The sequence below is a fragment of the Flammeovirga sp. EKP202 genome (assembly GCF_014534745.1).
In the GTDB taxonomy this organism is placed as follows: Bacteria; Bacteroidota; Bacteroidia; order Cytophagales; family Flammeovirgaceae; genus Flammeovirga.
The window spans coordinates 15,218-35,631 of the sequence record NZ_JACVVP010000072.1; the positions used below are offsets into that span (position 1 = coordinate 15,218).

17 protein-coding genes are annotated in these 20,414 nt (G+C 32.7%); 8 read left to right on the forward strand and 9 right to left on the reverse strand.

Translation table 11 applies throughout. The annotated features are described in order from the left end of the window. Nucleotides 1–81: 81 nt before the first annotated feature. The 9 genes from IC221_RS26780 to IC221_RS26820 all read right to left on the reverse strand — a co-directional run bounded on the left by IC221_RS26780 (nucleotide 82) and on the right by IC221_RS26820 (nucleotide 10,129). Nucleotides 82–2,058: a DUF3857 domain-containing protein gene (locus IC221_RS26780; RefSeq protein WP_188171885.1), complete on the reverse strand. Its 1,977-nt coding sequence runs from the start codon at nucleotides 2,056–2,058 to the stop codon at nucleotides 82–84. 47 nt (nucleotides 2,059–2,105) lie between these two features. Beyond that, nucleotides 2,106–3,998: a DUF3857 domain-containing protein gene (locus IC221_RS26785; RefSeq protein WP_188171886.1), complete on the reverse strand. Its 1,893-nt coding sequence runs from the start codon at nucleotides 3,996–3,998 to the stop codon at nucleotides 2,106–2,108. Nucleotides 3,999–4,289: 291 nt separating this feature from the next. Next, nucleotides 4,290–5,348 (reverse strand): carboxylate--amine ligase, encoded by a 1,059-nt coding sequence (locus IC221_RS26790; protein ID WP_188171887.1) that lies wholly within the window; start codon nucleotides 5,346–5,348, stop codon nucleotides 4,290–4,292. A 192-nt stretch (nucleotides 5,349–5,540) separates the two neighbouring features. After that, entirely contained in the window at nucleotides 5,541–6,392 is an 852-nt protein-coding gene (locus IC221_RS26795; RefSeq protein ID WP_188171888.1) for an SDR family oxidoreductase, read from the reverse strand. A gap of 84 nt (nucleotides 6,393–6,476) precedes the next feature. After that, nucleotides 6,477–7,139, reverse strand: a complete 663-nt coding sequence (locus IC221_RS26800; RefSeq protein WP_188171889.1) for an outer membrane beta-barrel protein — start codon at nucleotides 7,137–7,139, stop codon at nucleotides 6,477–6,479. 92 nt (nucleotides 7,140–7,231) lie between these two features. Next, nucleotides 7,232–7,387, reverse strand: a complete 156-nt coding sequence (locus IC221_RS29970; protein ID WP_188171890.1) for a DUF4174 domain-containing protein — start codon at nucleotides 7,385–7,387, stop codon at nucleotides 7,232–7,234. Nucleotides 7,388–7,401: 14 nt separating this feature from the next. Then, nucleotides 7,402–7,674: a DUF4174 domain-containing protein gene (locus IC221_RS29805; protein WP_188171891.1), complete on the reverse strand. Its 273-nt coding sequence runs from the start codon at nucleotides 7,672–7,674 to the stop codon at nucleotides 7,402–7,404. A 19-nt stretch (nucleotides 7,675–7,693) separates the two neighbouring features. Further along, entirely contained in the window at nucleotides 7,694–8,254 is a 561-nt protein-coding gene (locus tag IC221_RS26815) for a DUF1572 family protein (RefSeq protein WP_188171892.1), read from the reverse strand. Nucleotides 8,255–8,389: 135 nt separating this feature from the next. After that, a complete protein-coding gene (locus IC221_RS26820; RefSeq protein ID WP_188171893.1) occupies nucleotides 8,390–10,129 on the reverse strand; it encodes a hypothetical protein in 1,740 nt (579 codons plus the stop codon). A gap of 1,216 nt (nucleotides 10,130–11,345) precedes the next feature. On the opposite strand from IC221_RS26820, the gene IC221_RS26825 reads away from it, so the two are divergent. The 8 genes from IC221_RS26825 (at nucleotide 11,346) to IC221_RS26860 (ending at nucleotide 18,827) form a co-directional block, all read left to right on the forward strand. Then, a complete protein-coding gene (locus IC221_RS26825) occupies nucleotides 11,346–11,930 on the forward strand; it encodes a TetR/AcrR family transcriptional regulator (protein WP_188171894.1) in 585 nt (194 codons plus the stop codon). Nucleotides 11,931–11,933: 3 nt separating this feature from the next. After that, complete coding sequence (locus IC221_RS26830) at nucleotides 11,934–13,208, forward strand: TolC family protein (RefSeq protein WP_188171895.1); 1,275 nt, start codon at nucleotides 11,934–11,936, stop codon at nucleotides 13,206–13,208. 27 nt (nucleotides 13,209–13,235) lie between these two features. Beyond that, nucleotides 13,236–14,147: an HlyD family secretion protein gene (locus IC221_RS26835; RefSeq protein ID WP_188171896.1), complete on the forward strand. Its 912-nt coding sequence runs from the start codon at nucleotides 13,236–13,238 to the stop codon at nucleotides 14,145–14,147. Nucleotides 14,148–14,154: 7 nt separating this feature from the next. Then, nucleotides 14,155–15,075 carry an ABC transporter ATP-binding protein gene (locus IC221_RS26840; protein WP_188171897.1) on the forward strand — a complete coding sequence of 307 codons (921 nt, stop codon included), beginning with the start codon at nucleotides 14,155–14,157 and terminating at the stop codon, nucleotides 15,073–15,075. A 2-nt stretch (nucleotides 15,076–15,077) separates the two neighbouring features. Next, nucleotides 15,078–15,824 carry an ABC transporter ATP-binding protein gene (locus tag IC221_RS26845; RefSeq protein ID WP_188171898.1) on the forward strand — a complete coding sequence of 249 codons (747 nt, stop codon included), beginning with the start codon at nucleotides 15,078–15,080 and terminating at the stop codon, nucleotides 15,822–15,824. A gap of 2 nt (nucleotides 15,825–15,826) precedes the next feature. Then, nucleotides 15,827–16,945, forward strand: a complete 1,119-nt coding sequence (locus IC221_RS26850; RefSeq protein ID WP_188171899.1) for an ABC transporter permease — start codon at nucleotides 15,827–15,829, stop codon at nucleotides 16,943–16,945. A gap of 77 nt (nucleotides 16,946–17,022) precedes the next feature. After that, nucleotides 17,023–18,147, forward strand: a complete 1,125-nt coding sequence (locus tag IC221_RS26855; RefSeq protein WP_188171900.1) for an ABC transporter permease — start codon at nucleotides 17,023–17,025, stop codon at nucleotides 18,145–18,147. 155 nt (nucleotides 18,148–18,302) lie between these two features. After that, complete coding sequence (locus tag IC221_RS26860; RefSeq protein ID WP_188171901.1) at nucleotides 18,303–18,827, forward strand: hypothetical protein; 525 nt, start codon at nucleotides 18,303–18,305, stop codon at nucleotides 18,825–18,827. The last annotated feature ends 1,587 nt before the right edge of the window (nucleotides 18,828–20,414 follow it).

Consider the following 20,414-nt stretch of genomic DNA (forward strand, 5'->3'; position numbering starts at 1 on the left):
ATTTATTCTTAACATAATAAGGTCTGTTACTGTACAATCGAATCAGTAACAGACCTATTTTTATATCTTACTATAAAGAAATTACAACTCTCCTTGTTTTTTAGTCATGATTAAAGTGAGCTGATTAAAGTTGGCTGCTGAATTGATCACCTCTCTAAACTCTTCATAATTCTCCTTTGGAAATTTAAATGTCTTATAGACCTCGTCTACTGCTATTAATAAGGAAGACTCTTTTAATTGGTAATCTGAAATGAAATAAGCCATTTCTTCTCCATTTACTGTAATCGTCTTTTTATTCTTTATTTCTTCAAGACCTTCGATTTGATATCCTTCAGGAATATTAATCGTAATCTTATGGCGGTATTTCTGAATGGTGTGCATCACTATATCATTTTGTCTCTCTTTTTCTTGATATAACTCGGACTGCTTACCAATCACTTTCCCTACTGAAATTAAATATTCATTCCCTGCCCTTTCCACTAATTCAGGGCTAGTATATTCAATATTTATTTTAACGAAATTTTCAGGATTTGTAGATAAAGCCATATCCTCCCCTTCAACATCAGTAGATAAAACTTCAAAATTCTCAAATGCCGACAACGTGACATCTTTAATAAATTGTGTTCTATATTTGTTATCTGCATTTTTTAATGCTGAACGGTAAGAAAATGCTCTATAACCCTGTGCTCTATCTTCTAATTTCACCTTTGGCAAAGCCAAGTTATCCTCGAAATCAATCGTTACTGTAGCCCCAATTTGATTTAAATTATAGCTTAAGCCTTTTAACTTTTTAAAGTTATAATTCTTATAATAGACTTTATTATAATCTACATAATAACTTATAAAAATAGCTTCAGTATCCATCAGACCCGTATGTACTGTTCCAAAACGCATATGGTATTGTTCGGGTAATAAATACTTCTTCAAATTAGGGAAGTAAAAAAACATTTCATTTAACGAGGTAACCGTCGCAAAGGAAGAATCTATTACTCCGTCATATCGATTGCAACCAAATACTAACTGCGCTTTGATATCCAACGCATCAAAGCAGTAAATATATAATTGATAAATACCTGTAAAATTACCAACTCCATTCGCTACAATACTCTTAGGGTTGTACAATGCTTCAGCTACTCCTTTCTCCAAACGGATTGTTGACTTTATCTTATGTTCCAATGCAATTAATTTTTCTGCGTCAGAAAGGTCTTGTGCTAAAATATCACTTACATATTTCTTGGCTACTTTTGCAGTTTTGGGCGAACTATACTCCATGGTCATTCTTTTTAGTAGATTGATCCATGAAAACATATTCTTTTCTAAACCTCCATTACTTGCTATTTTATACTCGAAATGCATGTAATTAACACGATTCGTAGCGTATTCTTCTTCTTCAAATGCAGGAATATCCTTTTGATTCAAAACGATCACTTTTTGTTTTTGAGCAATGAGATCAAATTTTGCATCATTCAAACCATTATATGACTTGTATTTAAAATCCCATGCTTTAGGGTGCACCAACTCCAAAGAGGTCTTTAAAATAGGTACATCGGTTTGCATTATTTCTTTACCGAAAGGTAAAATTGAAGATTTAACGGAATATAAAAACTCCGCTTTACCGCCCACTTCAAGTCCCTCAATGGCAAATATCTTCACATTTTGAAACCCTTCTACATTTTTTAATTCTTTGATATTTTCTCTCTGAATTGCAGTGATTTTACCTTCAGGGCTTATTGCTCTCACTTTTAAATGTCTTATACTTGCACCCTTCCGCATCGGAACATATACCCTGTTGTACTTTTCAATTCCTGCATCTGAATTAATGTGAATTAATTTATGCACTGTTTTTAAAGTTGAAGGTCGACCGTACTCAAAGAAATATTCCATTATTCTTCTTTCCTTTAAAATGACCGCCTCATAAGATGCATGATCTTCTGTAAGTTGGAAAGAGCGAAGTTCATCATCTGATGTCAAGTTCACTCTTGCATCAGAATAAACAATTTGAGAATATAGACGTAATGTTGTCATCAACATAAGTCCTATTAATGCTAATTTTTTCATCGTGCTTTTCATTATTTTCTTGTGAAGGAATACACCCTTCCAATTGCTTATAAAGTTGCTTTAAGAATTATATTTTCGTGATTGATTTCTGATACAGTCTGCATGAATTTATTCCACACGGCAAAACTCTCCGGTTGCATCAATAAGAAATTTGAAACGAATTTTTTGGAATAAACGACTTCTCCTTCTTTGATTTCATAACTTGTTTCAATTGATCCATACTGATTTTGAATCGATTTTTTTTCAGGGACAAAAGAAACTGCAAAACCTTCTGGTATTTCTAATACTACCTTTGAAACTACTGTCTTTTTATATTCTTTCTCAAAAGGAACGAGCCTGCTTTCTTCATCCAATTTTTCGTTTACTTCCTGCTTATAAAAATTGAGATTTACGTAATATCTGTCACTAACCTTTCTTGCATAATTAGGCATTTTAAAATCCAATGCTATTTCACCATTTTGAGATAAATTTGAAAAGCCTGAAATACTATCATTCGACACTTCAGTACTTTTTGTACCAAAAGCTATAAAGTCTTTTAAGGCGTCTTTATCATGACTCATTTCAGCTCTATAATTTCGAATTTGATATTCTTCTTTAGCGTACCCCTCTACTTTAGTCGATAACTCACCTATTATATTCTTACCATCGAGCTTGCACTGTATATGATCCACTCTGACATTTGAAGCAGCACTTATTTCGGGAACTTTTGCTACCTTATATTCCTTGTCATTAATAGCCAATAATGCCTCTTTTCCTTGTATCATACTTGTAGGCATTCCAAAAGCAGAAAAAGGGTTCGTTGCATCTAAAAATAATGTGGTATCATTTTCAGTAATGGCACAAATCATATGATTATCTGCTACCGTACTTGGCAATTCCTCATAGGTATAGGGTTTCTTTCGAGTACCAATCCAAGCAATGTGGGCGTCAACCCCCATCACTTTATAAAATGAATAGAGTAGATTAGCCATGTCCTTACAATCTCCATATCGTTTATTGAGTACGTCGCAGGCGCTTCTTGGCACAAAACCAGCCATCCCATCCTCAAAGGCAATGTATTTTATATTGTCTTGAACCCAATTGTATACTGCTTTTTGTGCCTCTTGCTTATTCATTTCAGGTGTAACAATTTGACTTAGTATACTTTTAATCTCCTCTTCATCACAATTTCTAATTTTATCAAGCAAAGTAGTATACCAAGCATACAACTCTGAAATACCTCCAGAAACTTTAATTTCACCAATTGAACTTTCATACGATTCAATCAACAGAACAATATGTGGTGAGGTATATGTAGTCGATGGAGCATCAGTAGTATGTTTATAACTTTTTACAGATTTTGCTTCCCATATCCATGTAATTGTTTTCTTGTCAATAATTTCCGTCATCTCAACATTCCCTTCATGTGCTCCAAACAAAAGTGGCTTCAATTTTAGTTGTTTAGGAAACGTCACTGAATATTTAGCATGTAGTACTGGGTCTGAATCTTGAAAGTAAAAAGGTTTAATAAAGTGTGGGTCTTTTACGTACTTGGTATATTTCAATTTCCCTACTACATCTTTTGAGAGTTGAGGGTAGACGAAATGTGTACTTTTATAACCACTGTAAAAAATCCCCCTTTCCATTACATCACTTGTCCCAAAATTCTTAACCTTTATTCCCTTTTTCGAATTTTGACCTGGTAAAAAGCTGGCTGCTTCTAAGAGTATAATCTTATCAAATTCAGAGAAATAAATATTCTCTTTTGCATTCTCCTCAAAGTTCCTTTTGAATAGTTTCTCTACTTCATGATGCTCTTTTATGTTGAGTTTTGCTCCTAAAATTTCAATCGATACATGGGTATGATTTTTCAGATAAACAACATCTGAGTCTTCAAAGTCATTCGCCAAAAATGTAGCATGTGCCATAGCAAATAAGCACATCAATATGATATTTCTCATCACACTTAAACAATAGTTTCTAAAAGTAATTTAATTTATAGTTGAAAAAATGGCTTGCTATTTAGTCTGATCTAATTATCAAAAAAATATAAATAAACCATTAATCTATGGTATTCAATCCAATAACTAATTCAAAAATAAGAATGTAATTCTGTTTTTTATATAAAAATACGAAAAAATGATGTTCTACTTCCAAGTTACCTTCTTCTTCATTTTTCCACTGATGAAAAACAATGCAAAAAATAACTCTTCAAATAATATATAATTACTTTGAAGAGTTTTGGGTAATGCTTAAATAAGTACCTTACTATCCGCTTTCCAACTTTGAGATAATATATTTTTCAATAAATCAATGTATTGCCAGCCAATCTTACGTGCAGCCATCATGATCAGACTATCACTTTCTTGTCGGTGAGGTCGAGATACGGCACCCATATTAGGTTCCAAATTAATGTCAAAGATAAAATACTTCCCTTTGGCATTGGCTCTACAACTTATCTGAATAGGTGCTTTTATACCAATAATCTCAGCCGCTTTCCTACAAAATTGAGAAACTTTAAATACAGCTTCAGAATACAATTCATCATCCTCCAGCACCACACTTTGTTTGACGACTTCATTTTCATCGGTTGGGGCAAAACCATTATGATGTTGTAATAATTTAACGGCAGGCAAACACCAAGGACGAACATACTCCACTTCTCGATGATCAATAATATATTCTCCAGCAGGCATTACTGTAAATATGATTTCTTGTCCCTCTAAAAACTCTTCAAGGTACACTGATGAACCGTAGTTTTTAGAATTAAATGACTGTACTAAAACATTTTCAAGTGTTTCATAATCATCTACCTTTGAAAGGTTTTGATTTCCTCTTAGCGGTTTCATCACTAATGGAAACTGAAGTTCATCCATAGCAAAATTGCTGCTCCCTCTTGAAACAATCTGACCATTTGGTAATGGTATATTTTGATTTCGTAAAAGGTCATTCATATAATATTTATTACCCAACAACTCTACATGAGCAGGCAATTGTCCAATCAACTTAATACCTCTATCCATGAATTTCTCTATTGCATGATTTTTATAGAGCATTGTATTCAGCCAAAACGTATTGGCTCCTTTATTTATGGCTGCTAAAATTCCATCTTCAGTATCAGGAAAGACCCAATCAAGATCGTTCTCAATGTTAGGAGAGGTTTGTGGGGTGATAACAATAAATCCATATTTTGACAATTCAAAAGCCATATCGGCTCCACTGTCAGAGAGGCCTCCTTTTTTCATTGATTTTGTTATTCCGTTAATTGTTGGAGCCTGTTGTGCCTGATATAAAAGGGCTATCTTTTTCATTGGTTCGCTTATTTTAATAGTTATTTCTGAGCTTTAAGGTAAAAACCAAGACATGTTTTCTGTCATAGCACTTAGGTAAAAATCTTCGGACATTGGGTTTACCGATCACAATAAGAGCTATAGAATACTAATATAAAGAAAAAACCCATGATAGAGATCATGGGTTATCAAAAATATCGTTTAAAAGATGTTCTAATGCTGATTTCGATACTCTTTTATCATTTCCAACGTTTTCTTCGGAGGTCTTCCGGCCGCTTTTTCAAAATCAGAAACTATATCATAAGCCCCGGATGCAATTCCAGAATAGATACCAGCAATCACAACGCCAAGAAAATCGCCTAAAACACTTTTTCTTTCTTCTGTGTATTCTTCAACCGAAACGGAATTAAAAGTTATTTCGATTCCATAAGCTTCGTTGATAAGATCTGCTAATTCTTGTTGAGTTATTGCTTCTCCTACCAAGTTATAAGTTTGACCATTATGTTCCTCTCCTATTAACATCTTCGTGTATGCATAACCTAATTCTGGGCGACTGATGTATGTACACTTCCCTTCACCTGCACAATTTCTGATCTCTCCTTCTTTCTTATAGTTTTCAATGTATTCAAGATCTGGCTCAATGTAAATTCCATTTCTTCCCAAAGCCCAGTCAAGTCCCGATTTTTTAACATCTTCCTCCGTCTGACGGTTACTTTTTACAATAGGGCTAAAAGAATTTCCTTCATTGATTCCAACAATACTAGTGTAAACAATTTTCTTTACACCATTTTGTTTCGCTGCTTCAATGACATTTCGGTGTTGAGGTATTCTTGTTTCAGGGTCTCCCATTCCAGAAATCAATAGCACCTTATCAATTCCTTTTAAGGCGGCATTGTACTCTTCAAGACTATTATAATCTCCTTTTCTAATTTCAATACCAAGATGTTGTGCTTTTTCTGGAGTACGAACAATACCGACTACATTTTCTGCTCCGATCTCTTTTTTTAGTGCATTGACAATTGCGGTACCTAATTGACCACTTGCTGCTGTAACTGCAATTTTCATTTCCGATTTGTTTTTGGGTATTTACTCAAAACTGATTTTCTCTTAATCTAATAAAATAAGAGGAAGGACTGAAATAAATTTACGTTAGCTTTTTAATTTATAAGCAACAGTCAATTTAAAAGAATTTAATGGATAAATAGTGGTCTCAAGTTCTTCATTGGAAGTAGGATTTTTAACTTTTATTTTTCTACTGAAACCGTAGTCATAACTTAGCATCACCAAATATCGCTTTACATGAGCCCCAAACCCAATATTAAGACCATAATCTATTTTAGACCAATAATTCATCTCAAATATATCCCCTTCTACTTTATACCCATCCATTATTAATTCATTAACATCAAATAGGAAAAAATTAAAGTAGGGCCCCATCAACACAAAAAGATTAGTTTTCTCTATGTTAAAGTTAATTTTCATGTGAAGTGGCACATCCATTGAAAATTGATTAATAGAACTTTCCATTTTACTTGTAATTTGATCATCAATATTAACATTCAATATTGACTTATTCCTTTTCATCGTAAAATAAGCCTGAGGGAAAAAAGACAAGGTTTGATTTAATTTTAATTCCATTGCGGACCCCACTTGAAAACCTAATTGGTAAATATCTTCATTTTCAAAGTACGAATTATTACTCATACCATGATCTTCATATGAAATATTAGCACCTAGACCTAAATAAAAATCTTGTGCATTTAGTGAAGTGAATGACAGAAGGAAATAAAGTACAAAACATATTTTCTTCATTAGAATAGTGAAGTTCATAAAGTATTTATTTGTTCGTTGATCAATAATTTGCAGTGCTAAACTATATAAAATATAGAGGAATAAAAATTCCCTTAATTATTTTCTTCTAACTCTTTTTTTCTCATTGGCATACTGTCTATTAATTGGTATAAGTCTTTATGCGTCATAATATCAGCTTGTTTCAATTTTATAGAACCGTCAAGCCCAATCAGTATGACTTCAAAGTCTTCAGAAAACGATACACCCAACGCTCTATCGGCAGTTAATCCATTGAAAACCTTTTTTGTTGACTTGAGAAGTCCTGAATAGAATAGTGTTGATTGACAATAGTTATAAGTACAATTTTTCTTTCACTCAACCCCATAGGATCCTCCTTGAATTCGGTAAGTTGTTGTTGATACCTTTTATTGGAACTATCTGAAGTATGAATGATAAGTAATCGATTTTTCCATTTGTAACTGCTCAAATCTTGTCCAAAAGAGCTTACTGATACAAATAAAAACAGGGAGAACGAAATTAGTATTTTGAAACTCATTATAAGTCAATAATTAATGTTACTTCTTCAATTCATCTGTAAAGTGTCCTTTATGTTTTCCTTTTGAAAACTTCTTTGAATTGAATTCACTCGATTTACCTTTAGGAATACTCAAACTTACCCAATCATTCCCCTTGATCATCTTACTTAAAAACACGATCTGACCAATATGATAGGAATAGTGAGCTAGTTGACGATGAATGGCGTCAATAATTGAGTGTTCTTGGTTTCTTATAAATACTTTAGTATCAAAATTTGTTTCATTGATTGAATCAATTGCTGTAAATAAACAATCCCAACCCTCGTTCCATTGTTGGATGAGATCCTCTTTATTTTTAAGAATCGATTCAAATTCTGCATCTCTATTACGCCATTCCTTTTCACCATCTGAAGTCAAAAAGTCTGTCCATCTTGATTTCATATTGCCCGATAAGTGATTTACTATTGTGGCAATGGCATTTGAGTCAACATTGTATTGCCAAAAAAGTTGGTTTTCCTCTAATTGATTAAAACACGCTTCTCCTAAAAATTTATAATACTCGAATTGTTTTTTGACACTAAACAAAAATTCATTTGCCATACGCTTCATTTTAAGTTAAATCAAAATAAAAGACTGACCTAAAGCCTATTACAATAAATATACTTTAAGTCAGTCTATATTTCAAAAACTCCAATAAATGATAAGCTCCTCTAGTGTTTGAGGGAATAGAACTTTTTAATCTTCTTTGTTATTCTGTTCTGCAAAAGATATTGTTTCCGTGTATTCTCTTGCTTTTTTAGCAGACTGCGATTTTTTTCGCATTGCCGTTAAAGATCTCTTCTTTTGCATTCTTGCAATAATCGTTGCTCGCTGTATCTTTATATGATCTTCTCTAGGTATAATCAAAGGCTCCGTTCTCTCATAAGTCCTTAAAACTTCTGTTTTTTCAGGTGGTGCAGCAGAAGTCGTATTTTGATAAAAGTATAACGCGGTAAGTGCACTCCCAAAAAGCAAGAAAGAAACTACACATATTTTAGTGGTATGTATTCTTTTATTCATGTTCCTCTTCATTCTTTCTTGAATTCGATTTTCAACTTTTTCAGAAAATGAAAGAAACTCCATCGTACGCTCATAAGATGGATGATATTTCACACCCCAATCATAGGTTGGCTGCTGTTCTTCCTTCCATTTAATAAATGATTGTAGCTCATATTCTTTTAACCTACTTCCCTTCCTATTTTGAAATTTCTCTGCTGTTTTGGCCAGTTTTAGATAAGTCTGAATAGACTCTTTTTCTTTTTGTGTCCATTCTTTTAATAAAGGCCAAGAATTTATTAAAGATTCATGAGCAATACCTATAACAGAAGTCTCATATATTGTAGAGTTATCTAAGGGTGATAAAATAGCATTTTCTCTTTGTCTGAAAATGTCTATCACTTCTATTATTTGTCGAATATCATCAATTCCTGAAATTTCGATTAATCGATATAAAGAACAGGGATTACTAACAATTTCCCCTTCTTCATTTACAGTAATAATTGAACGAAAAATTTTCTCACTCACTTCTTTTTGATTGTCCTCTAAACCATCAAAAATCTCTTGTGCATGATTGGGTAGACTTTCATTGATTCCGCCCACTGCAAAATAATGTTCTAATTGTAAAGGTTCTGATAACTTTTGATTGTTTCTCCAATGTTCAAAAGTCCTCATCATGGCATGCTGTAATAAGGGCAATTGGTTTTGGGAATAATCTAAATTGACAATCAAGAATTGAAGAAGTTCATCTGTTATTTTAACACCCGACCATTCTAAGGGCTTAGTAATTGTTGTGACCACCTCTTCTTTCGTCATTTTTGGTATTAAAAACTGACTTTGATTAAGACGGTAAGTTAATGTGGGATAGTCAGCACAATGTTCAATAAAGTCTGAATGCATTGTGATAATAATATGAAAATCTGATAAAGGTGATGTAGAGAGTAGTACTATTAATTCAACAAACTTTGCTATTTCAAGGTCCATTGCATTAAACTGAAGGTCATATGTAAACAGTTCCTCAAACTGATCAATGTACATCACTGGCGTTTTTGAAATATTGAGGCGATAATAATATTCAAAAAATGAGGTTACATCTATTAAAAGGGATTGAAAAATAGCCAATCTTACCTCATCATTTTCCTTCTTAAAAACCTCGTTAATCAACTTTTTTAATGGCCCGTGTGTACCCGGTGAAAATATATAGGTAATAGGATTGATCTTACACTCAAGAGTTGGTAAAACACTACTAAAAACAAATGAAGATTTACCAGTCCCTGATTCTCCCAAAATTGCAGAAAATCGATGCTCTATTAACTGGGAAACTACATGTTCGGCATGTTTCTCCCTGCCATAATACAAATGTGCTTCCTCTACTGAGAAAGGATGCAACCCCAGAAATGGATTTTCCAGGCGTGTTAATTCAATAGTACTTGTTTTCATTTTTGGGTTTTTTAGTTGATCAGTGAAAGCATTGTATCCATTATTAGTTTAAATCGAATTTTTTGGGAGTTATTCTGATGGCTTTAGCCAATTCATTTCAAATGATTAATTGAATCTTAAGTACAAAGAAAAATTAATTATGATTTATTTTTGAATTTGTACTTACTTTTTACATTTATAACAATATGTATAATCCATCAAGTCACGTGTTCTAAAGAAGAAGCAGAAACAACTTTCATTGCTTCCGTCTTCTTTAGAGAGAAATAGTGAAGTAAGTTCAAAACTTATTTCTCTAGCAAAGAAATCTTACTGAAAGGTTTTCAAACAAAACCTTCTGAAGACACCTACTTTTAGCTAAAGTATAAATGTTTTAAACAGGTTTAGATGTTATCTTAAACTAACTTTTTAAACTATTTCTATTGATTATATTATACATTAGAATAATAGTTTTTTATCTGAAAATATATGCTGGGAGTATTCTAAAGACTTTTCAAGTATATCCATACGACATGTACAACTGAAGTTCATTGTTTCTAACAGCAGAACCACTTTTAAAGAGTACATTAATAATTCAATGATTGAGATAACCTAAATATTTTCTTGATAAGTTATGAATCAAAGAAATCGATCTACATATAAATATAGATGCAGGTAGAGTAACAGTTGGATAATTTATATTAAAAAGTAATAGTTATTTTCATTTCATGAATCATCATTTTCAAACAGTAACCATGATTCAGGAAATACTCCAGATTAATTGAAAATATACTTTATTTATAAGTTTGTTATTCATATCATTAAATTTATAATTCTAGTAATTTATGTAGTAAAAGTCTCTGATAATCGCAATGTTTTGCGTCTGTTTCACAATAGTAAAAGGTGCCTCTTCCATTTGCTGCCACAATGTAATGTTTAATCAAAAATATTAAAATATTCGCCTCGATATATTTATGATTAAAAAAGAAATTATTCGTACCGCACAATTCAATCTACAAATGGTAATATTTTATAATACAATTTTGATTGTCAATCCTCAAAAATGAATATCACAAACTACTCTATCACTTTTTAACTAATCGCATGTTTTATGGATAAAACTCCATTTTTCCAATAACCAACTTCAGCTTCAAATATTAATTTTAACTAAATGGTTAATTTTTTCTTGACTCGAATTAACCATTTAGTTAAATTAGAGAAAAATTAACCAAATAGTTAAATGGATTCAAGAGAAAAAATACTTGAAGTAGCAAGAGATATATTTCAAAAAAAAGGTAAAAGCGGTACTAGAATGCAAGAAATTGCAGATGCTGCAGGAGTTAACAAAGCCCTTCTACATTATTATTTCAAAAATAAAGATGGGTTGTTTAAAGAAGTGTTTGTAGACTTAATCCGTAAAATGCTCCTCCCCTTAAAACAACAAATGTTTCAAAAAAATCTTCCTTTAGAAGATCGTATTCAGAACTTTGTTGATGGCTATATCAATTCATTAAAAGAGAACCCTCTCCTTCTAACTTTTATACTTGGAGAACTAAGTATGAATAATATGCCGTTTGTTCCACCACCAGAAATTGGTGAAGGAATAATACAATTGGGCGTAGAACTAAAGGAGGATGAAGAGTTTAAGCATATTGATCCTTTTCAACTCGCTACTACAATTATTGGAAGTTGTGTTTTTCCGTTCATTGCTAGGCCTATGCTTATTGGTTTAGGACTAGAAAAAAGCACCACTTTTGAAGAGTTTCTTGAAGAAAGAAAGAAAATACTTCCACAAATCATCCTTTCGGGAATAAAGATCAAATAAGGCATGAATCGAATACTAATTTTATTATTTGCTTCCCTCAGTTATCAAGCATTCGGACAAACCACCCTGACTTTTGAACAGGCGGAACAGGAAGCACTTGAAAAGCATCCTATCGCACAGCAAAAGGAAATGTTTGAAAGAATGCACAACAACGAGGTCGAAGCCATTCAAAAGAATAAACTTCCTAAATTCAACTTACAAGGTCAGGTAGGTTATTTTTCTGATGTTGTCGCACCTACTGATCCTGATGTCGCTCAAGTTGGATTATTTCCTGATATTCCAAAGACACAATGGCAAACGTATGCTTCAGTAGATTATTTACTTTATGATGGAGCTATAAAAAAGAAACGTCTTGCGGACAAGGATGCTGATTTCAATATCAAAATGCAGCAAAATGAAGTGAGTCAATTTAAGATCAAAGAATCAGTATCACAGGTTTATTTTGCGGCTTTGAGCTATCAAGAACAAGAACTCTTGATTAAAGAGGGTGTAATTAAAGAAATTGAGAATCAGCTCAAAGAGGTGGAAGCTCTTGAAAAAGGTGGTGTTGTTCTGCCTAACACTACTGATGCTTTGAGAGTAGAATATCATAAAGCAAAGCAGAAATTACATTCTATTAAAGCACAAAAAAAGGGAGCTTTGAAAGTGTTAGGGATTTGGTTGGAAAGAGAAAGTGAATGGAATCAATTTGTATTGGTCAGACCTACTATTCTGAATAGTAATTCTGCTGGAATTAACCGGCCTGAATTAACGATGTATCAGCTCCAATCTTCAAAAATGGACAGAAGTAAAGACTTACTTCAAACCGAAAGAATGCCTAAAATCTCACTCTACGCATTAGGCGGTTATGGTAATCCTAATCCTTATAACTTCTTTGAAATCAATGGCGACACTTTTTATCAGTTTGGTGTTAGAGTGAAGTGGTCTCCTTTTGATTATGGAAAAAATAAAAAAGAAAGACAAGTCACACAGATTCAGAAAGAAGTGATTAATACAGAAATGGAGGCTTTTAACAAGAGCTTAAACATACAGATTTCTCAAATTCAATCTCGTATTGATCAACTTAACAGCCTAATTTCGGAGGACCATGAAATTATTAAAATTCATGAAAGAAAAACGAAACGATCTAAAGGTGCTCTAGATAATGGTGCTGCAACTTCTTCTGAATATGTTTCTTCATTAAATGCTATGGTGGATGCTAAATTAAATTTATCGAACCATGAACTAGAGTTATTACAAACTCAATATCACTTGGCAATGACAAAAGGTCTTCTGTAATCTACAACTCAATAAAAATCAATTCCAATGAAAAATAGATCATTTAATACAACATTTATAGGCCTCTTCCTTTCAGTTTGCTTTTTAAGCTGTAATTCAGATAACGAAAAATCAGATGCGTATGGAAATTTTGAAGCTGTAGAAGTCATTGTTTCCTCAGAGGGACAAGGACGTATCATAGACCTCAAAATAGAAGAGGGAGATAAAATTAGTACTGATGAAAAATTAGGTCAGATTGATACTGTTTTACTACAGCTCCAGAAAGAAGAAGTGGAAGCAAATATCGCTGCTCTTGGAGCTAGAGTAATGAGTATTCATGAACAAATAGCGGTTTATGAAGCTCAAAAAAAGAAACTTCTGATTGATAAAGACCGCTTAGAAAAACTATTTAAAAATGAGGCGGCAACCCAACAACAATTGGACAATGTTAATTCCTCTTTAGCTATCAATGAGAAACAATTAGAAGCTACAAAAAGAAAAATTAAGGATTCGAACAAAGCAACGATGAGTCAATACGAGCCTCTTCGTAGTAAAGTAGATCTTATCAATGAGCAAATCAACCGATGTGCTATCATTTCGCCAGTGAAAGGTACTGTTCTTCAAAAATTCGCAGAAAAAGGAGAAATGACCTCAACAGGGAAACCATTATATAAAGTAGCTGATTTATCCACATTAAAAGTAAAAGCCTATGCTTCAGCTTCACAATTATCATCCATTAAAGTTGGACAAAAAGTAATTGTCTTAACAGACGGTAAAGAGGGTGAGATGAATCAAACAGACGGTACTGTAGAATGGATTTCGGACAAGGCTGAATTTACTCCAAAAACTATTCAGACAAAAGAAGAAAGAGTGAGTCTTATTTATGCTTTCAAGGTAAAAGTAGAGAATAAGGACGGCTATTTTAGAATTGGCATGCCAGCTGAAATCAACTTTAAATAATAGCACTATGGCTGTCATTGAAGTAAAAAACCTCAGCAAGAATTATGGAGAGGTGGAAGCACTTAAGAGTATTTCTTTTGAAGTAAATCAGAATGAAATTTTCGGACTAATCGGTCCTGATGGTGCTGGTAAATCTACATTGATCAGAATTCTGAACTCCCTGATTTTAGCTGATAAAGGAGAAGTGAGTGTAATGGGTAAAGACCCCAACAAGCAGTATCAATATATCCGAAATCATATTGGTTATATGCCTGGTAGATTTTCACTTTATGAAGATTTATCGGTAAAAGAAAACTTGGAGTTTTTTGCTACAATCTTCGGCACTACAATCAAGAAAAGCTATAATCTGATCAAAGATATTTATCAGCAGATTGAACCTTTCAATGATAGAAAAGCTGGAGCTTTGTCGGGTGGTATGAAGCAGAAGTTAGCTTTATGTGCTGCTTTGATTCATTACCCAAAAGTTTTGTTTTTGGACGAGCCCACTACTGGTGTCGACCCTGTTTCAAGAAAAGAGTTCTGGCAGATCATAAAAGGACTTCATCAACACAATATCACCATTATTGTATCCACACCTTATATGGATGAAGCTGATTTGTGTGACCGAGTTGCTTTGATGAATGAAGGTGAAATACTAAGAATCGACACTCCTCAAAATGTTGCCAATTCTTTTGATAAACCTTTGTACGCTTTGGAAGCCAAAGAAGGGAATTATAAATTAATTAAAGCACTAAGAGCCTACTCTTTTCTTGATAGCGTTTTCCCTTTTGGAGAGAAGTTACATTACACTGACAAAAGAGAGAATGATATAAAAGCTGAACTAAAAAAGCATTTAACGGAAGAAGGTTTTAGTGATATCTCCATTGAAAAAATAGCTTCCAATACAGAGGATGTTTTTATACGGTTAATGAACAATCAAAAGCAATAGTTATGAATTCAGAAAAAATAATTGAAACCACGAAACTGACAAAAGCTTTTGGTTCATTTAAGGCCGTCAATGAGATTACATTTGATGTAAAAAAAGGAGAAATCTTCGGTTTTCTAGGTGCGAACGGTGCAGGAAAGTCTACGGCTATGAAAATGCTGACCGGTCTTCTTTCTCCTACTTCGGGTGAAGCTACAGTGGCTGGATTTGATGTATTTACACAACAAGAGAAGATCAAGAAAAACATTGGCTATATGAGTCAGAAATTTTCTCTTTATGATGATTTAAGCCTTTTGGAAAACATCAAATTCTTTGGCGGTATCTATGGTCTTTCTAAAGAACAGCTGAACGAAAGAGGAACGGCAATGATTGAGCGATTAGGACTTGCAGATGTCAGTCACAAACTTTTAAAAGAAGTTCCTTTGGGCTGGAAACAGAAAATTGCTTTTTCAGTAGCCACGCTTCACCAACCTAAAATTGTATTTCTAGATGAACCGACCGGAGGCGTAGATCCCATCACAAGAAGACAGTTTTGGGAAATGATCTATGAAGCAGCTGACAATGGTACAACTGTATTTGTGACAACGCACTATATGGATGAGGCTGAATACTGTAATCGTATATCTATGATGGTAGACGGCAGAATAGCAGGATATGGCTCTCCAAAGGAATTAAAGGCTGATTTTAAAACTGAAAATATGGATGAGGTTTTTGTAAAAATTGCAAGAGGTGAAAATTATAAACTCCAATAGATATGTTTGATCGTTTAAAAGGAATTATAAAGAAAGAGTTCTATCATATTTTTAGAGATCAACGTACTTTATTGATCTTATTTGGAATCCCAATTGTACAAATTGTATTATTTGGCTTTGCGATCTCCAATGAAATCAAAAATGTGAAAATAGCAGTACTAGATCAATCAAAAGATGAACATAGTTCTCAAATCATTGACAAGGTACTCTCTACCTCCTATTTTGATTTAGACAGTTACGTCAATTCCTTGGATGATATTAATGATGCTTTTCAGAAAGGGAGAATAAAAGGTGCACTGGTATTCCCTCCAAAATTCAGTGAAACGCTTAGAAAAGAGAATAAAGCGGATGTACAGATTATCTCAGATGCTACTGATCCTAATACTGGAACTCAGATCGGCAACTACCTACTGTTGCAAGTGCAACAATACTTAATGGAACATGAGATAACAGCTACATCAACCCTTCCTCCTGCATTGATCAATACTGAAGTCGAAATGAGATACAATCCTGAATTGAAATCAGTGTATATGTTCGTCCCCGGTCTTATCACCATTATCTTAATGTTGGTTTGTACCATGATGACATCCATAGCCATCACCAGAGAGAAAGAAACGGGAACTATGGAAGTTTTACTGGCTTCACCTATGCACGCTTCCATTATTATATTAGGAAAAGTAACCCCTTATCTCTTGTTATCTTTCGTCAATGCCTCTTTAATTATCGCATTAGGAAAGTTTATTTTTGAAGTACCAGTGCTGGGAAGTTACGTATTATTGATAGGAGAAATCATTTTGTATTGTTTAGTAGTACTTGCCTTGGGGATTTTTGTCTCAACGGTAGCAGAAACACAACAACTTGCATTAATGATCTCATTATTTGCCCTTTTCCTCCCTACAATGTTACTGTCTGGTTTTATTTTCCCAATAGAAAATATGCCACTTCCCCTTCAGATTGTTTCTAAGATTGTACCTGCCACCTATTTTAATATTATCATTAAAAGCATTATGCTGAAAGGTGCCACGCTTAACTTTATATTAAAGGAGACATTAATATTGATCGGTTTTTTCTTTATCCTAATGGGTGTCAGTATCAAACGCTTTAAAATCAGATTGGAATAAAAAACGAAGCAGTTTGAGTACTGTAAAGTAACTCAATTACATCGTTTAGAAATTATTTCATTCAAAAAAAGATTAATATGAGTGCATTAAAATTCATTCTTCAGAAAGAATTCAAACAAATATTCAGAGACAAAGGAATGTTGCCCATCATTTTTGTAATGCCCATAATGCAACTGATGGTACTTTCTTTTGCTGCCACTTTTGATGTAAAAAATATTCAATTGGAAGTCGTAGACCGTGATCATTCCCAATTATCACAATCTTTAATAGAAAAATATGTAGCATCAGAGTACTTCAATTTGGTACATTTCAAACACGCTACAGATCCAAAAGGCACATCTCTGCAAGAAGGATCTGTAAATATCAGTTTGGAGATCCCTTATGATTTTGAGAAAAACATCATGCAGAATACTCCTGTTACGCTTTCTGCAAAAGTCAATGCCATTGATGGAATGACAGCTGGTATCTCCGCTTCTTATGCACAATCGATTATTCAAGAATTCAGAGAAGAGTTTGTAAAAGAAAATATTGGGTTATTGGATCAGGGTAAAAAGTCGTTTGCAATCAATTTCTCCATGCAAAATTGGTACAATGCAACACTGGACTACAAATTTTACATGGTACCAGGGCTATTGGTACTGCTTGTAAGCATGATCGGTATGTTCCTAACCTCGATGAATATTGTGAAAGAAAAAGAAATAGGAACAATTGAACAATTGAATGTTACTCCCATCACCAAAGGAGAATTTATTATAGGTAAAGTACTTCCGTTCTGGTGTATTGGAATGTTCGTACTTAGCCTTGGACTTACAATAGCCAAATTAGTTTTCAGTGTCCCAATGCAAGGCCCTATTTATTTGATATTTCTATTTGCTATGCTGTATTTATTTGTGGTCTTGGGAATTGGGTTGTTCATATCAACATTAGCTGATACACAACAACAATCAATGTTTATCGCATGGTTCTTTATGGTCATTTTCGTACTCCTTAGTGGTATGTTTACTCCCATTGAGAACATGCCTGTCTGGGCTCAGAAAATAACGTTACTGAATCCCTTCAGGTATTTTATTGAAGTGATGAGAAGTGTATTGTTAAAGGGGGCCACTTGGAGTGATGTGAAGATGAACTTCTTCATTATCGGTATTTATGGCGTAGTGATTAATACCATGTCTGTTCTTGCTTATCGAAAAACGAACGGTTAAATCTTATATTCCCATTTTAATTACCAATAAATTGGTCTTTTCACCTAATAAAAAGTCTAATAGCAATATTTATCGGTCTGTTTTATCATTCTATACCATAAAAAAATTGATATAGACGAACATGGTTACTAATATTGCATCAAATTTTTTAGGATATGACAACAGACATAGCAGATTTATTAAAAATGACAATTCCAGCTGGATTTGTCTTATACGGTGCTTTCTTTATTGTAAAAATGTTTTTACAGAAAGAATACGACACGCTTTCAATAAAAATGAAGAGTAGTCAAATAGAACAAACTTTACCTTTAAGATTACAAGCCTATGAAAGGTTAGCCCTATTTTTAGAAAGAATCAGTTACAGAGAATTATTAGATAGAATCAACTATGATGAAATCTCTGCTTTACTTTTCCAACAAAGCTTGCTTATCACAATTAGAGACGAGTTTAATCACAATTTGTCTCAACAGATTTATGTAAGCCCAGAACTTTGGGAAATGATTAGAGGTACAAAAGAAGAAAGTATTTCTTTTATTAATAATGTAGCAAAAGATTTACCTGAAAATGCTACAGGTTTTGATTTAGCTAAAGCACTGTTAGAAAATAGCATCAGTGATGAAACTTCGGCCTTAGATGCTTCTCTTATGAAGCTTAAAGAAGAAGTCGGCACATTATTTTAATAAAATTCACACTCATTAATTAGCATTACCTTTTGTTAAATAGATAATTGAAACGGATGCATTTACTTTACGTTAAGTTAATTAAACAAAGATAAAAGCAACTTATCATCGTATAAGTTTCAAGATATATAAGATTAAGAGTAATAGTTAGTTTTTGGGTTATGAGAAAGAGTTTGAAGTTTCTTCGAACTCTTTTTTTATACCAAAAAATCAACTTTCAAATCGCGTTCAAATGAAAAGAATAAACTTTAAAATTCATTCACAAAAATAGAACAACCTCAATCAGAAAGTTCCGTTTTTAAAATTACAAATCGAGAAAAAATTTCAAGTAAAACACTTGAAATCAAAGATATATAAGAATAAGAGTAATAGTTAGTTTTTGGGTTATGAAAGAGTTTGGAGATTCTCCGAACTCTTTTTTTATGCCCTTTTTTGTGTCGTGAAAAATTCATTTAAATATGTAAAATGTTCTTAAAATTCATTCACAAAAATTGAACAACCTCAACAGATTAATGCCGTTTTAAATAATACAAAATCGATAAAAACAATTCATGTATTACGCATGAATTTAAAAGATATATAAGAGTAAGAGTAATAGTTAGTTTTTGGGTTATAAAAGAGTTTGGAGATTCTCCGAACTCTTTTTTTATACCCCTTTTTGTCTTGTAGAAAATTCATTTAAATATGTGAAAAGATTTTAAAATTCATTCACAAAAATTGAACAACCTCAACAAATTAATGCCGTTTTAAATAATACAAAATCGATAAAAACAATTCATGTAATACGCATGAATTTAAAAGATATATAAGAATAAGAGTAATAGTTAGTTTTTGGGTTATGAAAGAGTTTGGAGATTCTCCAAGCTCTTTTTTTATACCTTATTTTGTGTCACTAAAAATTCATTTAAAAATGTAAAAAGACCTTAAAATTCATTCACAAAAATTGAACAACCTCAACTGACTAATGCCGTTTTAATTAATTATAAAACGATAAGAACAATTCATGTAACACACATGAATTTAAAAGATATATAAGAGTAAGAGTAATAGTTAGTTTTTGGGTTATGAAAAAGAGTTTGAGGTTTCCTTGAACTCTTTTTGCATTTACAGGGGTGGACAAAAACTTTAAAATTCATTCACAAATAACGTGAAACATGAGTGACGACAAAGCGTTTAATAGATTACAAAATAGATATAAAGAATGTCATGAATGACATCAAAAAATATAAAAGTTAAGAGTAATAGTTAGTTTTTGGGTTAAGAAAGAGTTTGGAGTTTCTCCGAACTCTTTTTTTGTTTCATCACACTTCAAATAGTCATCAAAACAGGGGATTTCAAAAAAGTTTTCTTATTAAAATTTGTTCACACAAATATCCGAACAATGAATAGACATTCACCGTTATAATAATTGTAAGTTGAGAAACAAAGCTCATTGCAGTGAGCATAAGATATATAAGAAAAGAGTAATAGTTAGTTTTTGGGTTATGAAAGAGTTTGGAGATTCTCCAAGCTCTTTTTTTGTTTCATCACACTTCAAATAGTCATCAAAACAGGGGATTTCAAAAAAGTTTTCTTATTAAAATTTGT